Source organism: Streptomyces sp. 2-1, assembly GCF_048564895.1.
GTDB lineage: Bacteria > Actinomycetota > Actinomycetes > Streptomycetales > Streptomycetaceae > Streptomyces > Streptomyces phaeochromogenes.
The window spans coordinates 8,785,872-8,802,433 of the sequence record NZ_CP183383.1; the positions used below are offsets into that span (position 1 = coordinate 8,785,872).

General features: G+C 69.5%; 10 protein-coding genes. 7 read left to right on the forward strand and 3 right to left on the reverse strand.

Features of this window, described 5'->3' with window-relative positions; translation table 11 throughout:
• Positions 1-91: 91 nt before the first annotated feature.
• A complete protein-coding gene (locus tag ACN20J_RS38675) occupies positions 92-4,573 on the forward strand; it encodes a Tat pathway signal protein (RefSeq protein WP_419667702.1) in 4,482 nt (1,493 codons plus the stop codon).
• A 47-nt stretch (positions 4,574-4,620) separates the two neighbouring features.
• Here ACN20J_RS38675 and ACN20J_RS38680 read toward each other — a convergent pair whose 3' ends face one another.
• Complete coding sequence (locus tag ACN20J_RS38680) at positions 4,621-5,406, reverse strand: alpha/beta fold hydrolase (protein ID WP_419667703.1); 786 nt, start codon at positions 5,404-5,406, stop codon at positions 4,621-4,623.
• Positions 5,407-5,528: 122 nt separating this feature from the next.
• On the opposite strand from ACN20J_RS38680, the gene ACN20J_RS38685 reads away from it, so the two are divergent.
• The 5 genes from ACN20J_RS38685 (at position 5,529) to ACN20J_RS38705 (ending at position 12,462) form a co-directional block, all read left to right on the forward strand.
• Entirely contained in the window at positions 5,529-6,860 is a 1,332-nt protein-coding gene (locus ACN20J_RS38685; protein ID WP_189840736.1) for a radical SAM protein, read from the forward strand.
• A 275-nt stretch (positions 6,861-7,135) separates the two neighbouring features.
• Entirely contained in the window at positions 7,136-8,662 is a 1,527-nt protein-coding gene (locus ACN20J_RS38690; protein WP_189840737.1) for a cellulose-binding domain-containing protein, read from the forward strand.
• Between the two features lie 265 nt (positions 8,663-8,927).
• On the forward strand, positions 8,928-10,040 hold the full coding sequence (gene rsgA / locus ACN20J_RS38695; RefSeq protein WP_190227057.1) for a ribosome small subunit-dependent GTPase A: 1,113 nt from the start codon (positions 8,928-8,930) through the stop codon (positions 10,038-10,040).
• A 530-nt stretch (positions 10,041-10,570) separates the two neighbouring features.
• Entirely contained in the window at positions 10,571-11,983 is a 1,413-nt protein-coding gene (locus ACN20J_RS38700; protein WP_419669031.1) for a DNA-3-methyladenine glycosylase 2 family protein, read from the forward strand.
• Positions 11,980-12,462, forward strand: coding sequence for a methylated-DNA--[protein]-cysteine S-methyltransferase (locus ACN20J_RS38705; RefSeq protein ID WP_364188949.1), 483 nt, complete (start codon positions 11,980-11,982; stop codon positions 12,460-12,462). The genes ACN20J_RS38700 and ACN20J_RS38705 overlap by 4 nt, the downstream gene beginning before the upstream one ends.
• Positions 12,463-12,491: 29 nt before the next feature.
• On the opposite strand, the gene ACN20J_RS38710 is transcribed toward ACN20J_RS38705, so the two are convergent.
• On the reverse strand, positions 12,492-12,863 hold the full coding sequence (locus ACN20J_RS38710; RefSeq protein WP_055618573.1) for a PPOX class F420-dependent oxidoreductase: 372 nt from the start codon (positions 12,861-12,863) through the stop codon (positions 12,492-12,494).
• Between the two features lie 128 nt (positions 12,864-12,991).
• On the opposite strand from ACN20J_RS38710, the gene ACN20J_RS38715 reads away from it, so the two are divergent.
• Positions 12,992-14,191: an SGNH/GDSL hydrolase family protein gene (locus ACN20J_RS38715; protein ID WP_419667704.1), complete on the forward strand. Its 1,200-nt coding sequence runs from the start codon at positions 12,992-12,994 to the stop codon at positions 14,189-14,191.
• Between the two features lies 1 nt (position 14,192).
• Here ACN20J_RS38715 and ACN20J_RS38720 read toward each other — a convergent pair whose 3' ends face one another.
• The gene (locus ACN20J_RS38720) at positions 14,193-16,541 is read right to left on the reverse strand and encodes a glycosyl hydrolase family 95 catalytic domain-containing protein (RefSeq protein WP_419667705.1); all 2,349 of its coding nucleotides are present in this window, start codon (positions 16,539-16,541) and stop codon (positions 14,193-14,195) included.
• Between the last annotated feature and the right edge of the window lie 21 nt (positions 16,542-16,562).

Here is a 16,562-nt window from a genome sequence, read left to right on the forward strand (position 1 = left end):
CGGCCCGCGGCCCCTCCCCTCCCCTCCCCATCTCTCCCCTTTCCTCCTCCTTCTTCTTCCTGGTCACCCTTCGCCGCCGTGAGGATCCCGCATGTCCGTCACCAGAAGATCCGTCCTGGCCGGTACCGCCGCCGGCACCGGTGCTCTCGCGCTGACCGGCTGGTCCTGGACCGCCGCCGAGCAGGCGTCCGCCGCAGCGGCCGAGGAGGCCGACGGCGCGAGACGCCTCGACCTCGTCGACTTCGGCGACCCCGACTCCGAGTCCGCGCACGGCCTCCAGGCCCCCGGCTCGGCCGCCGTCGAGGGAAACGCGGGCGACCGGGCCCGAGTGGCCAAACCCCTGGTCACGCCCGACATCAAGACCGGCGACCTCCGCTTCACGATGCGGGTCGACCCGCTCCACCAGAACTACCTGACGGTCAAGTTCTGGGGCGGCGACACCTCCCCGTACAAGACGATCGCGTACATCAACGGCGAGCAGATCGGTTACCGCCGCTCCGGCGACTACGAGGCGCTGAACACCGGCACGGTTCGCCCGCTGCCGGGCCGCTTCTTCTACGCCACGGTGATGCTGCCGCTGGAACACACGAAGGGCCGGGAGCAGGCCGAGATCACCCTGCGCACCTACGACTCGGCGTTCACCGCCAAGGTCACCGCCGACTCCCGGGGCTACTACCGCGCGTACACCCACACCGGCGCGTACCTCGACGTGAGCGACGACCCGCAGGCCGATTTCACACCGCCCACGGACACGGTCGCGGACCTGTCGGAGCCGCAGAAGCAGGCACTTGTCGACGGCTATGTGGCCGGCCAGGTGAAGCTGTTCAACGACCACTCGGCGAAGATCGACGCATCGGCGACGGCCAGGCTCAGCATCGTCCGCTACGAGGACGAACTCCGCTTCTACGCCTCGGCGTTGACGCAGTCCAGCTGGTGCCCAGCACGGACCACGGCCGAGCGGAGGTCAGCCCTCCAGCGGGTCTTCAAATGCGTGGACAACCACACCAAGGACTACTACGCCGACACGAGACTCCTGGCCCGCGGCGGCCACCAGGGAGACTGGGGCGGCTACTACGGAGCACTCGGCGAGGCTCTCTACATCGTCGAGAACCTCATAGCGGACAAGGACGTCCTCGGCCGCGAGGCCTTCGAGGCATTCCTGGACGAACCCTTCACCACAGGCACCAGCGAGGGGAAGACCTCCCTCAAGGACGTCGACTTCGACGGCTCACCACTGACCCGCCGGGCCGCCTGGGGCCGCGTCCTGAAGGCCAACTTCGACTACGCCCGCTCGCGGCTCTCGTACATCTACAACCAGGTGATGTACACGTACGAGGGCGCCTGGGAGGCCCATGAGGGGCTGCGGGTCATCGACTCGGAGTTCTACGAGGGCAAGGCGCGCAGCCACCGCATCGCGGGCGAGGCGCTCGGCTGGCTGCCCTTCCTCGGCGAGGAGGTCCTCGTCGGCCCGGACGGCCAGGACCTGGACCTCTTCCACTCGCTCTTCTACCACGACACCACGGCCCGCTGGACCGACGACTACATCAAGTACGTCATCAAGGGCCTGGCCAAGTCCAAGCTGGACAAGGCCGGCAACCTGGTACGCCGCCTGCCCCTGGGCAAGCACTACACCACCATCACCGAGGCGGGCCACACCCGCGAGAACGGCTACGTCGCCAACTACGGCGAGGCCACCAACTACCTGCCCGAGTGGTTCCACCGCACCTGGGGCCACAAGGGCGACGAGGACCTGAACGACCGCATCCTGGAGATCGCGCTGCGCAACCTGCACGCCCGCTCCCTGGCCCGGATGACCGACCTCGACGACAACCTCAAGCGCACGATGCGCATGGAGATGGTGATCGACGAGCGCAACACCAACTACCCGGGCTTTCCAGGCTACGTACTGCGCATCTCCGAGGGCCGCATCCTCAACTACGTCTCCCTGGCCCGGCACATGGCCGAACACACCGACCGGTACACCGGAAGCCGCTGGGCGACCACGCGCGTGTACGCCCGTGAGGCGGTCGGCTTCGCCCAGCAACAGCTGGCCGACCACCAGTACTTCAGCTCCTTCGCCTCGGTCACAGGCAAGAACAAGTACGACCTGACACTCGGTGAGACCTACGCCTACCTGAAGGCCCACGAGCCGACCGGAGTCGTCCACCCGCACACGGACTTCGCCCACTACGCGCCCGCGGAACTGACCGCACTGGCGGTGAACCGTGCCGACTACGAGCGCTTCGCCTGGGTCGACGTGGACTGCATGTTCGTCTCCCTCAGGGACGGCGACCTCCACCTGTGGGCCCAACTCAACGAACGCCAGCGGGGGTTCGCCCGCAACGGACGCCTGCACGTCCGACAGGCGAACCGCGACCACATCGTGCAGATCAACACCAACGCACGCTTCCAGTACGAGGACTACTGGGCCCGCATGGACAACATCGACGTCGACTTCATGGAGGACCAGCAGACGGGCGACTCAACAGCCCTCCAGGCCCTGGCGGGCGAAATCGCACCGATCACCTTCCAACCGGGCGTCGGCACGGTCCACCGCGAGAACTTCGAGGCGGACCATGCCTATTCGGGCTACCCGGACCTGCTGACCGCCCGCTACGGCCGCTACTTCTTCGTCTTCAACACGACCCGCAAGGCGTACGGGAACGAGAGGTCGTACGAGGTGGAGGTGCCGCGGGCCACCGGCCGAACGGGCTCGACGGTCCTGGACCTGGTGAGCGGAAAGGAGCTCCCGGTGCGCGGCGGCAAGGTGAAGGTCCCGCCCAGGACGGGCCTGGTACTGAAGCTGCCGACTGCCCTGGAGGCCGAACTCCCGCCCGCACACGTCGACTTCGTGCACACCCTCCCCGGCGACGGAGCGGTCACGGTGACCTGGCAGACGACCGCGGGCGCCGCGCACTACGAGGTACGGCGGGCGACCCGACAGCAGGGCCCGTACAAGGTCCTCGCGGCGAAGGAGAAGGGCCGCCACTTCACGGACACCTCCGCGCGCGCCGGCGAGACGTACTTCTACACGGTCACCGCAGTCAACGACCAAGGCCCAGGCTGGACTTCACACACCATCCGAACCGAACTCCCGAAGCCTGCCTCACCCGGCCTCAGAAACTCGGGCTGGCGGGACGACGCCCTGCGCAAGGCGAGACCGGGCAGCACGGCGGTACGAGGCGCGACGATACGGGTGCTCGGCGCACGCGGAGACGGATTCGGCGAGGGCGACGACTACAAGGTGCCCTCCCGCGACATAGAGGACCAACTCCACTACGTAAGCCGCCCGTTGGCCGGAAGCTTCACCCTCACCACGCGTGTCACCGGGTCGCGCGGACCGCTGACAGGACTGATGCTCCGAGACCGGATCGCCGCCGACACCCGCCACCTGTTCTTCGGCGCGGACAAGGACGGACAGCTCGTCTTCCACAACCGCACCCGCGACAGCCGCCATGACTGGCAGGACGACCTGCGCTCACCCATCACCCGCCGCCTCGAAGGCCAGACCCTGGCCGCGACGCCGTACCTGCGGATCGTCAGGGACGCCGGCAGCCACCGAGTGCACGGCCAGGTGTCGGTGGACGGCACCACCTGGCTGACGGTCGCGACACTCTTCACACCCTTCCCGTACGCGGTCCACGCGGGCTTCGCGGCGACGGGCGACGCGGAGTTCACGAAGGTGGCTGTGGACGCCCTAGGCGCGAACGCGCTCATGCTCTCCGTAGAGCGCGACGCCGACACCGCCACCGTCCGCTGGAACAAGCCGGACGACGCCCTGACCTTCACACTCTCTCGCTCAACGGGCAATGAACAGTGGGAAGTTCTGAAGGAGGACACACGCACGTACGCCTACGAGGACAAGGCCCTGCGCCACGGCACCCGCTTCTACAAGGTGGCGGCGGCCCTGGTCGGCGGCGGCACCCGCGACTCCGCGGTGGCCGTGGCGGTCGCCGAGACCTTCGCCCAGGTCCTGGCCCGGGCACGGAAGACGAACGCCTCCGACTGGACGAAGAAGTCGTACGCGGCTTTCACCACCGAACTGGACCGCATCGAAAAGGCGACCGACGACCCGGAGTCCGCCCGCGTGGACGCCGTCTACGCGGCCCATGAACTCCTGATCTCCATCGACACTCTGCTGCGGAAGTTCCAGGTCACCCCGTCCATGGTGGTGGCCTCCACCACCCAATGGCCCGGCACGGGAACCAAGGAGGCCGCGGGCTGGCGGGCCTTCGACGGAAACACCGCCACCTACACCGACACGACGGCTGCCGAGAGCTGGATCGACATCGCCGCGGGCGCCGCGGGCCCGATCACCGTCGACCGCATCCGTCTCTACCCTCGCGCCGATCAGCTGAGCCGGGCCAACGGCACGGTGTTCCGCGGCTCCGACGAGGCCGGGGCCGACTGGACCGACTTCCACACGGTCAGCGGGGTCGACACGGCCAGGTGGTACGAGTTCCGGCTCGCCGAGCGGGTGTCGTACGAGCGGATCCGTGTCTATGACGGGCACAACGGGCGGTGCAATGTGGGGGAGATCGAGTTCTGGTACCAACTGCCGGACGAGGACTGAGATCTGCGGGTTCGCTGCTGTGCTGGTCGCGCAGTTCCCCGCGCCCCTTACGGGGCAAGGGGGCTGGCCCATTCCTCTACGAGGGAGACCAGTTCCCGGGGGCGCTCCTCGTGCAGGTAGTGGCCGCAGCCCTCGAAGACCTCGACCCGGGAGCCCGGTCGGGTGAGCGTGTTGCGCTCGAAGTCGGCGGCGGAGGTGGTGGCGTACACGCCGAGCACGGGACAGTCGCGGCGGGCCAGATACGCGCGGGTTGCAGGTCGCAGACCGAAGGCGTCCGGAGCCAGGTACATGCCGTCGCGGCACTGAGCCAGCACCTCCGGGTCCATGCGGGCCATCAACTCCCGCTGTCGGTCGCGCAGTTGGTCATGCACGCCAGACCGGAAGGCACTGTCCACGAATCGGGCGGCCCACTCGGCACCCTCCCTCCGTAGCTCCTCCTGCTCCCGGGGAATGCGCAAGGCCTCCGACTCATCCGCCCCGTAAGCCGAGTCGACGACCACCAATGCCCGTACGAACTGCGGGTGTTCCACCGCGAGTGCCGTGACCGCCTGGGCGCCCATCGAGTGGCCGACGGCGATCACCGGACCCGGGTCCAGCCGTCCCAGCAGGGCAGCCAGGTCGGCGGCGAAGTCGCGCGGGCCGTAGCCGCTCGGTGGCTTGGGGGAGCGGCCGTGGCCCCGCAGGTCGGGGACGATCACGCGGTGCCGCCAGTACGGGAGGGTGGGCGCCCAGTCGTCGCCGTCGCCGCCCCAGCCGTGGACCAGGAGGAGGGCCGGGCCGGGGCCGGGGTGGTCCGTGTGATGGAGGGCTACGGGTGGGGAGGTGGTGGTCACGGAGGTGACTCTAGGCGCGGCCCCGCCACCAGGAGGGACCCGGCACCACGGGCCCGGGAGGAGGGGCATACCGTGAGGAGTCGAGCACAGCAGCCGGGAGCACCGGGAGCTAGGAGGACGGGATGGGCAGCCGTACCGCGCTGGTCGAGGACCTGATGGAGAGGTTCCCGCACGTACCGCGGGAAGCCGTCTTCAAGGAGGACCTGCTCCGTGGGGGTGTGGCCTTCGACGACTCCGCGCTCAGCGACAACGAGGACGGGGACGTCAAACCGAAGTCGTACTTCATCTTCTCCTTCGACCACGGCACCCTGCCCGAGCTGGGCGAGGCCGCGCTGCGCCGCCCGCCGGAGGAGATCATCCTCACCGGCGGCCCGTACGACCTGCGCCGGACCGTGGTGTCCGTGCGGGTGAACCCGTCCTCGCCGTACCGTGTGGCCGCGAACGAGGACGGCGTGCTGGGCCTCTACCTCGACGGGAAGCGGATCTCGGACGTCGGGGTGCCGCCGATGCCGGAGTACTACCGGCACAAGCTCTCCAACGGGAAGTCCGTCATGGAGGTGGCCCCGACGATCCAGTGGGGCTACCTGATCTACCTGACCGTGTTCCGGGTGTGCCAGTACTTCGGCGCCAAGGAGGAGTGCCAGTACTGCGACATCAACCACAACTGGCGCCAGCACAAGGCGGCCGGGCGGCCCTACACCGGTGTCAAGGACGTCGACGAGGTCCTCGAAGCCCTGGAGATCATCGACCGCTACGACACGGCGAAGGCGTCCACCGCCTACACGCTCACCGGCGGCGCGATCACCTCCAAGCTGCAGGGCCGTGACGAGGCCGACTTCTACGGGATGTACGCCAAGGCCATCGAGGAGCACTTCCCGGGCCGCTGGATCGGCAAGGTCGTCGCGCAGGCACTCCCGCGGGACGACGTGCAGCGCTTCAAGGACTACGGCGTGCAGATCTACCACCCCAACTACGAGGTGTGGGACGAGTACCTGTTCAAGATGTACTGCCCGGGCAAGGAGCGGTACGTAGGCCGCGACGAGTGGCACAAGCGGATCCTCGACTCGGCGGAGATCTTCGGCGCGCGCAATGTGATCCCCAACTTCGTGGCGGGGGTGGAGATGGCGGAGCCCTTCGGCTTCACCACCGTGGACGAGGCCATCGCGTCGACCACCGAGGGCCTGCGCTTCTTCATGTCGCAGGGCATCACGCCCCGCTTCACCACGTGGTGCCCGGAGCCGACGACCCCGCTGGGCAAGGCGAATCCGCACGGCGCGCCACTGGAGTACCACATCCGACTCCTTGAGGCGTACCGCTCCACGATGGAGGACTTCGGGCTCTCCTCGCCGCCCGGATACGGTCCGCCCGGGCCGGGCAACGCGGTCTTCTCGGTGAGCTCGTTCATGGACAGCCTGCCGGCGAACGAGGTGACGGAAGAGGTGCCCGCAGTCTGAGGGGACGGGGCGGATGGGGACGTACGGCAGTTCCAAGGACAGTCGGTTGAGTCATTTGGGGCTGCCGGGACGTACAACTGGTGTACGACTTAAGCACGGCTGAGGCTGCGGGGCCTGGTGGGACGTGCGACCCGCGGTAACCGGATGTGCAAGTGCCGCTTGTCAGTTGTGCAGGAACCGTGAAAAACTCTGGTCCCGTCGCAGACGTCCCCCTCAACTCCCGTAATACCCAGGTGAGTTGACCCCGCTTGTGGATGCAGGTGAAGTCCCCACCCATGCCAGACCTGCCGACCCCTCAGGACGCCGCCGAGGCCACTCTGTTCTCGGAGTGCTGGGACGCGGTCCTTTCGTACGCCGATCTCTGTACCGGCGCCTCCACCCATGCCCGCCAACTGGCCTCCGAGGCGTTCTCGCTCGGCATACGCGAAGCGCGTGCCGCGGAGTCCGAGTCCAGCGGCAGGAACTTCGGGCGCCGGGCCCGCACACCCCGGCTGCCCCGAATACCGCTCCTCCTGACCGCCGTACGCCAGACGACCGCCATCTGGGAAGCGAGGGGACAGGGCGATCGCCTCGACCCCGAACTTCGCCTGTGGCTCAACTCCGAGAAGGCCGCCCGCTTTTCGGGACCGCCCCTGCACCGGCCGCTCGCCCTGCGCGGGCTGCGGGACATGCAGGAACCGGATGCCGCGCTGCTGTGGCTGGCGGAGGTCGAGGCGCTGCCGGTCACCTCCGTGGCCCGCCGGCTCGGCCTGGACCCGGAGGGCGCGGCCGAGGAACTGCACCAGGTGCGCGGGGTGTTCCGCGACCGCTGCCACCGCAACCACCTCGACACACCGCTCTCCGAGGAGTGCCGCAGCTACGCCCGGCTCCTCGACGCGGTCACCCGCTCACCGGCCGCCGAGGTGCCGGACGACCTGTCGTGGCACCTCGCGCGCTGCGTCGAATGTGCCGAGGCCGCCGCCTGTCTGCGGCTGGCCGGCGGAGGACTGCCCGCCGCGCTCGCGGGCGGGGTCATCGGCTGGGGCGGACTCGCCTACCTCGAACGACGCCGCAGGGCAGTCGAGTCGGGGCTCAGCCGCGGCGCGGCCGACGACGACCCGGACGCGCCGGACGCCGACGCGGCGGAAGGACGCCGCGCTCGAATAGGACGGGTCGGACTGATCGCCGCCGCCGTGGGCGTCTCTCTCCTGGCACTGGCGGTCACGCTGGCGCCGTTCGGCGAGGACGAGGGTTCCGGCTCCCTGGAAGGAACGGCGGGCCGGGAGCCCGTGGGCCAGCAGGTCCCCTCGCTCGACCCCGCGCCATCGGCATCGGGGATCGGCTCGAACGCTTCCTCCACGTCCTCCCCGCAGGTGTCCGAATCGAACACCGAGAAGACCGACGAGAACGCCGGCACGGGCTCCGCATCGGAGAAGGAGCCCCAGGGCGACTCCACGTCCTCGGCCGAGGAGGAAGGCGCCGACCCCAACCCCAGCGAACCCGCCGTCTGCCACGCCCGGTACGAACTGGTCAACGAGTGGCCCGACGGCTTCCAGGCCACCGTCACCGTCAAGTCCGACTACGCCCTCAACAACTGGCGCGTCAGCTGGACCTTCCCCGACGGCCAGAAGGTGACCCAGATGTGGGACGGCAACTTCGACCAGGACGGCTCCCGGGTGACCGCGAGCGCCGCCGACTACAACAAGTCGGTGGCCGCGGGCGGATCGTTCGCCGTTGGTTTCCTGGGCTCCTGGAAGCCCGGCAACGGCAACGCGGAGCCGGGCGAGTTCATGCTGAACGGCCGCAGCTGTACGCACAGCTGAGCAGGGCCGGCCCCGGTCGGGCTCGGGCGATAAATCGGTTGGCTGGAGCCGAGGAGCGGGCTAAGGTCTGACCGTTCTCGCGGTGGATCTCCACCGCCGACGTCGTGCTGATGTGATCAAGGAGGTGTGATCGATGACTGTCATCGAGCTGGGCGCTGCCCGCATCCGGAAGTTCATCGAATCCACCTCCGTGGTCACCGGCTGACAACCTCCTTCTCCGCGCCCGAGCGCGCGCGGCCGGGGCCACCCTTCGAAGGGTCACCCCTTGTCTTCCTCTTCTTCTCCACTGCTTTCCTCCGCCCACCCGCTCGCGCCCTACGGCTGGGACGACGAGTGGGCGGCAGAATTCGCCCCCCATCTTGAACGGGGCCTCGTCCCGGGCCGAGTCGTACGGGTCGACCGCGGCCAGTGCGACGTGATCACCCCCGACGGACTGGTCCGGGTCGACACGGAGTTCGTGACGCCGCACGACCCACTGCGCGTGATCTGCACCGGCGACTGGGCCGTCGTCGACGCAGGCGGGGACCCGCGCTACGTACAGCAGTACCTCCCACGCCGTACCGCCTTCGTCCGGTCGACCTCCTCCAAGCGCTCGGAAGGGCAGATCCTCGCCGCCAACGTCGACTTCGCGATCATCGCGGTCTCCTTGGCGGTGGAACTGGACCTCGGCCGGATCGAACGGTTCCTGGCGCTGGCCTGGGAATCCGGAGCACAGCCCCTGGTCGTACTCACCAAGGCGGACCTGGTACCGGACGCGGTGGGCCTCTCCTACCTCGTCCAGGACGTCGAGACGACAGCACCGGGCGTACAGGTACTCGCCGTCAGCTCCACCTACGGCGACGGGCTCGACGTCCTGGGCGCCGTCGTGTCCGGCGGGACGTCCGTGCTCCTCGGACAGTCGGGCGCCGGCAAGTCGACGCTCGCGAACGCGCTCCTCGGCGAGGACGTGATGGCCGTCCAGTCGGCACGCGACGTGGACGGCAAGGGCCGCCACACGACCACCACCCGAAACCTGCTCGTCCTCCCGGGCGGGGGCGTACTGATCGACACACCGGGGCTGCGCGGGGTCGGACTCTTCGACGCCGAGACCGGCGTCGGCCAGGTGTTCTCCGAGATCGAGGAGCTCGCCGCCTCCTGCCGATTCCAGGACTGCGCACACGAGGCCGAGCCCGGCTGCGCGGTGCTCGCCGCGGCGGACTCCGGGGTCCTGCCCGAGCGGCGGCTGGAGAGCTACCGGAAGCTGCTTCGGGAGAACCAGCGGATCGTGGCCAAGACCGATGCGCGGGTCCGAGCGGAGCTTCGGAAGGAGTGGAAGCGGCGGGGTGCGGAGGGGAGGGCTGCGATGGACGTGAAGCGGGGTGTGCAGGGGCGGCGCTGATTGTCGTCTGCGGGCGTGCGGGGGCTGGGTGCGCAGTTCCCCGCGCCCCTGGGTGGGTGGGGGCTGAGGTTGGTGTGATTCTGCGGGTTCGCTGTGGCGGAGTGCGCGGTTCCTCGCGCCCCTGGGTGGGTGAGGGCTGAGGTCGGTGTGTTCTGCGGGTTTGTAGTGGCTGGGTGCGCGGTTCCTCGCGCCCCTGGGGGGTGGGTGGGAGTTGGGGTCGGTGTGATTCTGCGGGTTCGCTGTGGCGGAGTGCGCGGTTCCTCGCGCCCCTGAGGGGTGGGAGGGGCTGGGGCTGGCCATTTTCTGCGGGCCGCAGACGCCGGCGCGGCTGGGGCGGGGTCGTGTCGGTGTGTCAACGTTCGCGACGTACAGTTCCCGCTGGAAACGGTCACTGATGAAACTCAGGGCCGTATGCCCAGCAGTCGCGAACGTGACACACCGGCGCGGCCCCGCCCCACCCACGGACGTCGAGCGTCACGTCCGATTTCCGCCAGTCGACCACCACGGCGGTGGCGCAGACTGGAGGGGTGATTGACGAAGAGACCAGGTACGGAGCCGTGCGCAGCAGGGACGCCCGGTTCGACGGGGAGTTCTTCTTCGCGGTGGAAACGACGGGGATCTACTGCCGACCGAGCTGCCCCGCGGTGACTCCGAAGCGGGAGAACGTCCGCTTCTACGCGACAGCAGCCGCCGCCCAGAGCTCCGGGTTCCGGGCATGCCGAAGGTGCCGCCCGGACGCCGCACCGGGTTCCGCCGAGTGGAACGTACGCGCGGACGTCGTAGGACGCGCGATGCGGATGATCGGCGACGGCGTCGTGGACCGCGAGGGAGTCGCCGGACTCGCCATACGGCTCGGCTACAGCGCCCGCCAGGTTCAGCGCCAGCTCACCGCAGAGGTGGGCGCAGGCCCGGTGGCCCTGGCACGCGCCCAGCGGGCCCACACCGCAAGGGTGCTGCTCCAGACCACAGAGCTGCCGATCACAGAGATCGCGTTCGCAGCCGGGTTCGCAAGCGTGCGGCAGTTCAACGACACGATCCGGACGGTGTACGCCTCGACCCCGACCGAGCTGCGCGCAGCCGCACCCCGCCGCGGCGCCGCCTCGCGTCGCGCGGCCACTCCGTCGGCGGGGATCCCGTTGAGGCTGGCCTACCGCGGCCCGTACCAGTCCGCCGAGGTCTTCGACCTGCTGGCCGCAGAGGCGGTCGCCGGTGTTGAAGAAGTGACCGGTGACGCGGGACTCCGTACCTATCGCCGGACCTTGCGCCTGCCGTACGGCACGGGCATCGTGGCCGTCGGCGAGCACCCGACCGGAGCCTCCGCCCACGCAGGCGGCTGGCTCGAAGCCAGGCTGCACCTCACCGACCTGCGCGATCTGACCACCGCGGTGCAGCGCCTGCGGCGGCTTCTCGACCTGGATTCCGATCCGTACGCCGTGGACGAGCGGCTGGGAGCCGACGAGCGCCTGGCACCCCTGGTGGCAGCCAGGCCCGGCCTCCGTTCCCCCGGAACCGCCGACCCGGAGGAACTGGCCGTAAGGGCCCTGCTCGGCCGGGACGAGGCCGAGCGCCTCGTGCGGGAGTACGGAAAGAGCCTCGACGCCCCCTGCGGAACGCTCACGCACGTCTTCCCCGAGCCGGCCGCACTAGCGGAGACGGGCGGCACGCTCGGCGCCCTCGCCACAGCGCTCGCCGACGGCAGCCTGAGGCTCGACCCGGGTGCCGACCGCGAAGAGGCGCAGGCCGCGCTGCTCGCCCTGCCCGGCATGGATCCACAGACCGTGGCGGTCATCCGCACCCGCGCCCTCGGCGACCCGGACGTGGCACCCCCGCACGAAAACGTCCCCGACGCCTGGCGCCCCTGGCGCTCCTACGCCCTGCACCACCTGAGGGCGGCCGGCCAGACCCCACCCACCACGAGCGAGCTGGAAGAGCACCGATCATGACGAACGTCCACTACACCCAGCTCGACAGCCCCGTAGGCCAACTCCTGCTCACAGCGGACGAGTCCGGGTCCCTGACCTCCCTCTCGGTCCCAGGACAGAAAGGCGGCCGCACAGTCCAGCCGGACTGGCGCCCCGCACCCGAACTCTTCAGGGACGCCCAAGAACAGCTCGCGGCCTACTTCGCCGGTGAACTAAAGGAGTTCCAGCTGGAGTTGAAGGCGAGCGGTACCGCGTTCCGCAGCCAGGTCTGGGACGCGCTCGACTCGGTCCCGTACGGGGCGACCACCACGTACGGGGAGATCGCCGCACGGATCGGCGCATCGCGCGCCGCAGTGCGTGCCGTAGGCGGAGCGATCGGCGCCAACCCGCTGCTGATCGTCCGCCCGTGCCATCGAGTGATCGGCGCGGACGGATCGCTAACGGGCTACGCGGGCGGCCTGGAACGAAAGCTCCAGCTGCTGAGGCTGGAAGGACGATAGGCGACCCGCCCAGTCCTCAGCCCTCAGCCTCAGTCCTCCTCCAACCCCCAACTGTGGATCCGCCGAGGATGAATCCGGATCAGCTCCTCACTGAAATGCGGCCCCAACTCATGGGGCCCCGTGAGGAGTTCGGCCTCACCCCGGATGTCCACGCCACGCACCTTCCAGGGCCGGAGGCTGACGATGTCGTCGACGACGAGGGCGACCTTGGGGTTCTTCTGGAGGTTGCGCCACTTCTTGGTGGTGCCCATGGCGTATCCGCCGACGAGGATCGTGCCGTCGTCCTGCGGAAAGAAGCCCACAGGGTTGGCCTGCGGCTGCCCATGCTGATCGACGGTGGCCAGCCGCCCAAGCCGCTGGGACTTTAGGTACACCCGTTCGGCTTCACTGAATGCGGTCATAGCTGCACCCAAACACGGAATTCACGCCCCGCGCATCGGATCCTGGCCCTAGGTCCGGAGACCCGCACCTGTGGCCGGGCTCCGTCGGCGGAAGGCAGTGACGCATGGTCAGACAGACGCTGGTTGCCATGGCCGGAGCGCTGACGCTCACGCTGATGGGCACGGGGGTCGCCCACGGAGGCAGGGAGCCCCTCGCGCGAACCGCCCCCGCGCACTGGACGGGCACTTGGGAGGGCTCGGCCTCCGGTACCGCACCCGCCCTCCCCGGCGCCTCGATCCGCAACGTCGTCCACACGAGCGTCGGCGGCACGGCAGTCCGCGTAAGGATCTCGAACCGCCTCGGCACTCTCCCCCTGGCCCTCGGCGGAGCCACCCTCGCCCGGCAGGTGCGAAACGCCCCCAAGAGCCCGGACGCCCTCCCCGGCACGATGCGCACGCTCACGTTCGGCGGCCGGAAGAAGGTCACCGTGCCGGTGGGCAGAGACGCGGTGAGCGACACCGTGACGCTGACGGTCCCGGCAGCGACCAACCTCCTCGTCACCCTCCACACACCCGCGAACTCAGGCCCCGCCACATACCACCGAGACGCCCTGCAGACGAACTTCATCGCCCCGAAGGGCAATCGCGTCGCCGACACGAGAGGTACGGCGTTCACGGCGACGACACGCTCCTGGTACTACGTGACAGGAGTCGACGTACGGCGCCCGGAGCCCACAGGAAGCGTGGTCGCGCTGGGAGACTCCCTCACCGACGGCTCCGGCTCGACACCGAGTACCAACAGACGCTGGCCCGACCGCCTGGCAGAGCGCCTCCGCACCCAGCCCGCGCACCGTCAACAGGGCGTCCTGAACGCGGGAGTAGCCGGAAACAGGCTGCTCCTCGAAGGCAGGGGCCCCAGCGCCCTGGCCCGGTTCGACGCCGACGTCCTCTCCCGCACAGGCGTGCGCACGCTGATCGTGATGGAGGGCATCAACGACATCAAGAGCGCACCGAACCAGACCGACCCGGCAGCCCTCACCGCCGCGTACCGAGAGATCGTGCGGCGCGCCCACGCCCGAGGCATCCGCGTCATCGGTGCCACGCTCACCCCGTTCGGCGGCTACGGCGGATACACGGACAAGCGGGAGCGCGTACGGCAGGAGGTCAACCGGCTCATCCGCGGCGGCGGCCTGTTCGACGCGGTCGCGGACTTCGACGCCGTGGTCCGCGACCCGTCCCGGCCGTCCCGCATGCTGGCCGCCTACGACCCCGGCGACCACCTCCACTTCAACGACGCGGGCATGCGGGCGCTCGCCGACAGCATCGACCTGAAGACCCTGGCGGGATAGCTCACGGAGCGGAGGCGGCCGGCAGCCCCCACCGCGGGGCTTCCTCGTTCGGCTCGACAGGACTGATCCGCAGATCCGGCCGGTCACCCTTCCCGGTAATGAGGACCGACTCGCCCTTGCGCAGCGGGACTTGGACGACCCCATCACCCACGGCCTCGTACCGCAGAGGCCGTCCACGCCCGTCCCGCACCTCGATCGCGCCCGCGATCCCATGCCGTACGACGCAGGGGGCGCCCGCCTCGCTGACCAGCCGCACCCAGCGGGTCCTCCCGCCCTCCCGCACCGCGCTGAGCAGGAAGGCACCCTGGGTACGGAAGTCGTGCACCGTCAGGTCGGCCCAGGCGGCGGGCACGGCGGGGAAGACGCGGATGACGTCGCCCCAGGACTGGCAGACCATGTCGTGGACCGACTGGGCGGCGGAGAGCGGGGTCTCTATGACCGGGCCCGACTCCTTGTACATGGTGTTGGGCTGGATGAAGCGGGCCATCAGCTGGCCCAGATACGAGAGCGCGTCCTCGCCCTTCCCGAGCAGCGCCGACATCGAGGCCGCGCCCGTGAACGTATAGCCCTGAAGGGCGCCCTCGAAGCCGACCCAATGGGCCAACGACTTCTCGATCAGGGCCTTTTCGTCCGGGGTGTCGCCCGTCAGCTCGTACAGCGGGTAGACGGCGAGGAGGTGGGAGTAGTGGCGGTGCGACTTCGCGAAGGGGATGTCCGCACCGATCATGAAGCCGTTCGCGTCGGTCGGATAGGCGACCCGCTTGGCCAGGACCTCGCGCCAGCGGGGCACCAACTTGTCGTCGATGCCGAGGAGTTCGGCGGAATCGAGGAGGGTGCGACAGCCCCAGGTGAGCAGCATCAGGTCGTAGTTGCAGTCCCGGGAGTTGCCGCCGTACTCGGGTGAGAAGGTCGCCGGGAGGTGCAACTTGCCGTCCGCGCCCGGCTCCAGGAAGTGCAGGTAGTAGTTGACCGCCTTGCGCAGGAGCGGGAAGAGGACGTCCCGGAGGATCGACTTGTCCATGGTGTGGCGGTAGCTGAGCCAGACGTTGTGCAGGGCCCAGGTGAGGTTGCCGACCTCGGGAGTCGGCGGGTCCTGGCCGGGAATGCCGACGCCGTAGCCGAGTACGGGGTCCGTGGCGCCGCCGTTGACCAGCGAGGCGTCGGTGGTGCGCGGGATGCCCAGTGAGTCGGAGCGGTAGGCGGGCGCCATCTCGGCCTTGAGGTGGTCGCGGAACTCGCTCAACGACCGTGTCACGGCGTCGAGTTCGAGGTGGTTGGAGCCGTGGATCAGCCAGTACTCCAGCTGCACGTTCAGGTTCCACCAGGTCGCGGGCCAGGGCGTGGGCTCAAGCCAGGGGCCGCTCGTGGCCATCGCGGGAGCGTCACGACGGGCCGCGGACGCCGTCTTGTAGAGCTGGATCCAGTAGAAGCGCTGGATGCGCGCGTCCGGGAGGGAGAGGAAGCCCTTGCGGTAGAAGGCGTGCCACCAGGCGCGATGCGCCAACGCCAGTGCGTCGTACGGCAGGAGGGCGGTGGCGCGGACAGCGGCCAGCGCCTGCTTCAGCGCAGTCGACTTCGGGTAGGAGTGCGCGACATTGACGTACAAGGTCCGCCGGGAGCCCAGTGCCCGCTCCCGCCACGCGGTGACGTGCTGGCCGCCGGAGAGGAGTGGCTGGACGGCCGCGGACACGCCGTCGTGCCGCTCGATCTCGGCGGGCGGGTTGCCCGTGTATCCCGGCGGGACCGGCTTGAAGGCGGCACGGGGGCTGATCGCGTCCGCCGGGTGGAACACCCACCGGAAGTCGCGCTCGCCCTTGCTCGGGGTCACCTCGACGGCGAGTACGGAGCGGGTGGTGTGGATCAGGGCGCGGATCGTGAGGGTGCCACGGTCCGTGGTGAGCGTGCCGGTCAACTCGGCGTCACGCAGCCCGAGTCGCCAGTCGAGACCGGTGATCGCGCCCACCGGCTCCAGGGTGAAGTGGCCTATGGGAAGCCGCGCGAGACCGAAGAGGGAGCCGAACTGCGGCCGGTGGTCCTGCACTTCGGAGTGCTGGATGTTGAAGCGGACGGCCTCGGTCTCCCGGCCCGGTTCGGCGTAGATCCCGGAGCCCAGGAAGCCGTTGCCGAGGTACGGGCCCTCGTACCAGGTCTTCGGCATCCGCTCCCAGACCAGGTCGGCGTCGTCGAGGACGGTGCGCCAGGGGTCGGAGGACGTGGAGGGGGCGTACGCGTCGGAGGGGGCGCTTTCCTGGTCGGCCGCGCTCGCCTGGGCCGGGAGGCCGCCGGCGAGAAGTGTCCCGCCGAGAGCGGATCCGGTGGCGAGCACGGTTCGTCTGGACGGGCTGGGCATCGCGCCTCCTGGCGGCTCGTT

Excerpts from the sequence above, each read along its gene's own strand:
- ACN20J_RS38675 (WP_419667702.1), top strand. The coding sequence starts at position 92 with ATGTCCGTCACCAGAAGATCCGTCCTGGCCGGTACCGCCGCCGGCACC.
- ACN20J_RS38685 (WP_189840736.1), top strand. The coding sequence starts at position 5,529 with ATGGGCAGCCGTACCGCGCTGGTCGAGGACCTGATGGAGAGGTTCCCG.
- ACN20J_RS38690 (WP_189840737.1), top strand. The coding sequence starts at position 7,136 with ATGCCAGACCTGCCGACCCCTCAGGACGCCGCCGAGGCCACTCTGTTC.
- ACN20J_RS38705 (WP_364188949.1), top strand. The coding sequence starts at position 11,980 with ATGACGAACGTCCACTACACCCAGCTCGACAGCCCCGTAGGCCAACTC.
- ACN20J_RS38710 (WP_055618573.1), bottom strand. The coding sequence starts at position 12,863 with ATGACCGCATTCAGTGAAGCCGAACGGGTGTACCTAAAGTCCCAGCGG.
- ACN20J_RS38715 (WP_419667704.1), top strand. The coding sequence starts at position 12,992 with ATGGCCGGAGCGCTGACGCTCACGCTGATGGGCACGGGGGTCGCCCAC.
- ACN20J_RS38720 (WP_419667705.1), bottom strand. The coding sequence starts at position 16,541 with ATGCCCAGCCCGTCCAGACGAACCGTGCTCGCCACCGGATCCGCTCTC.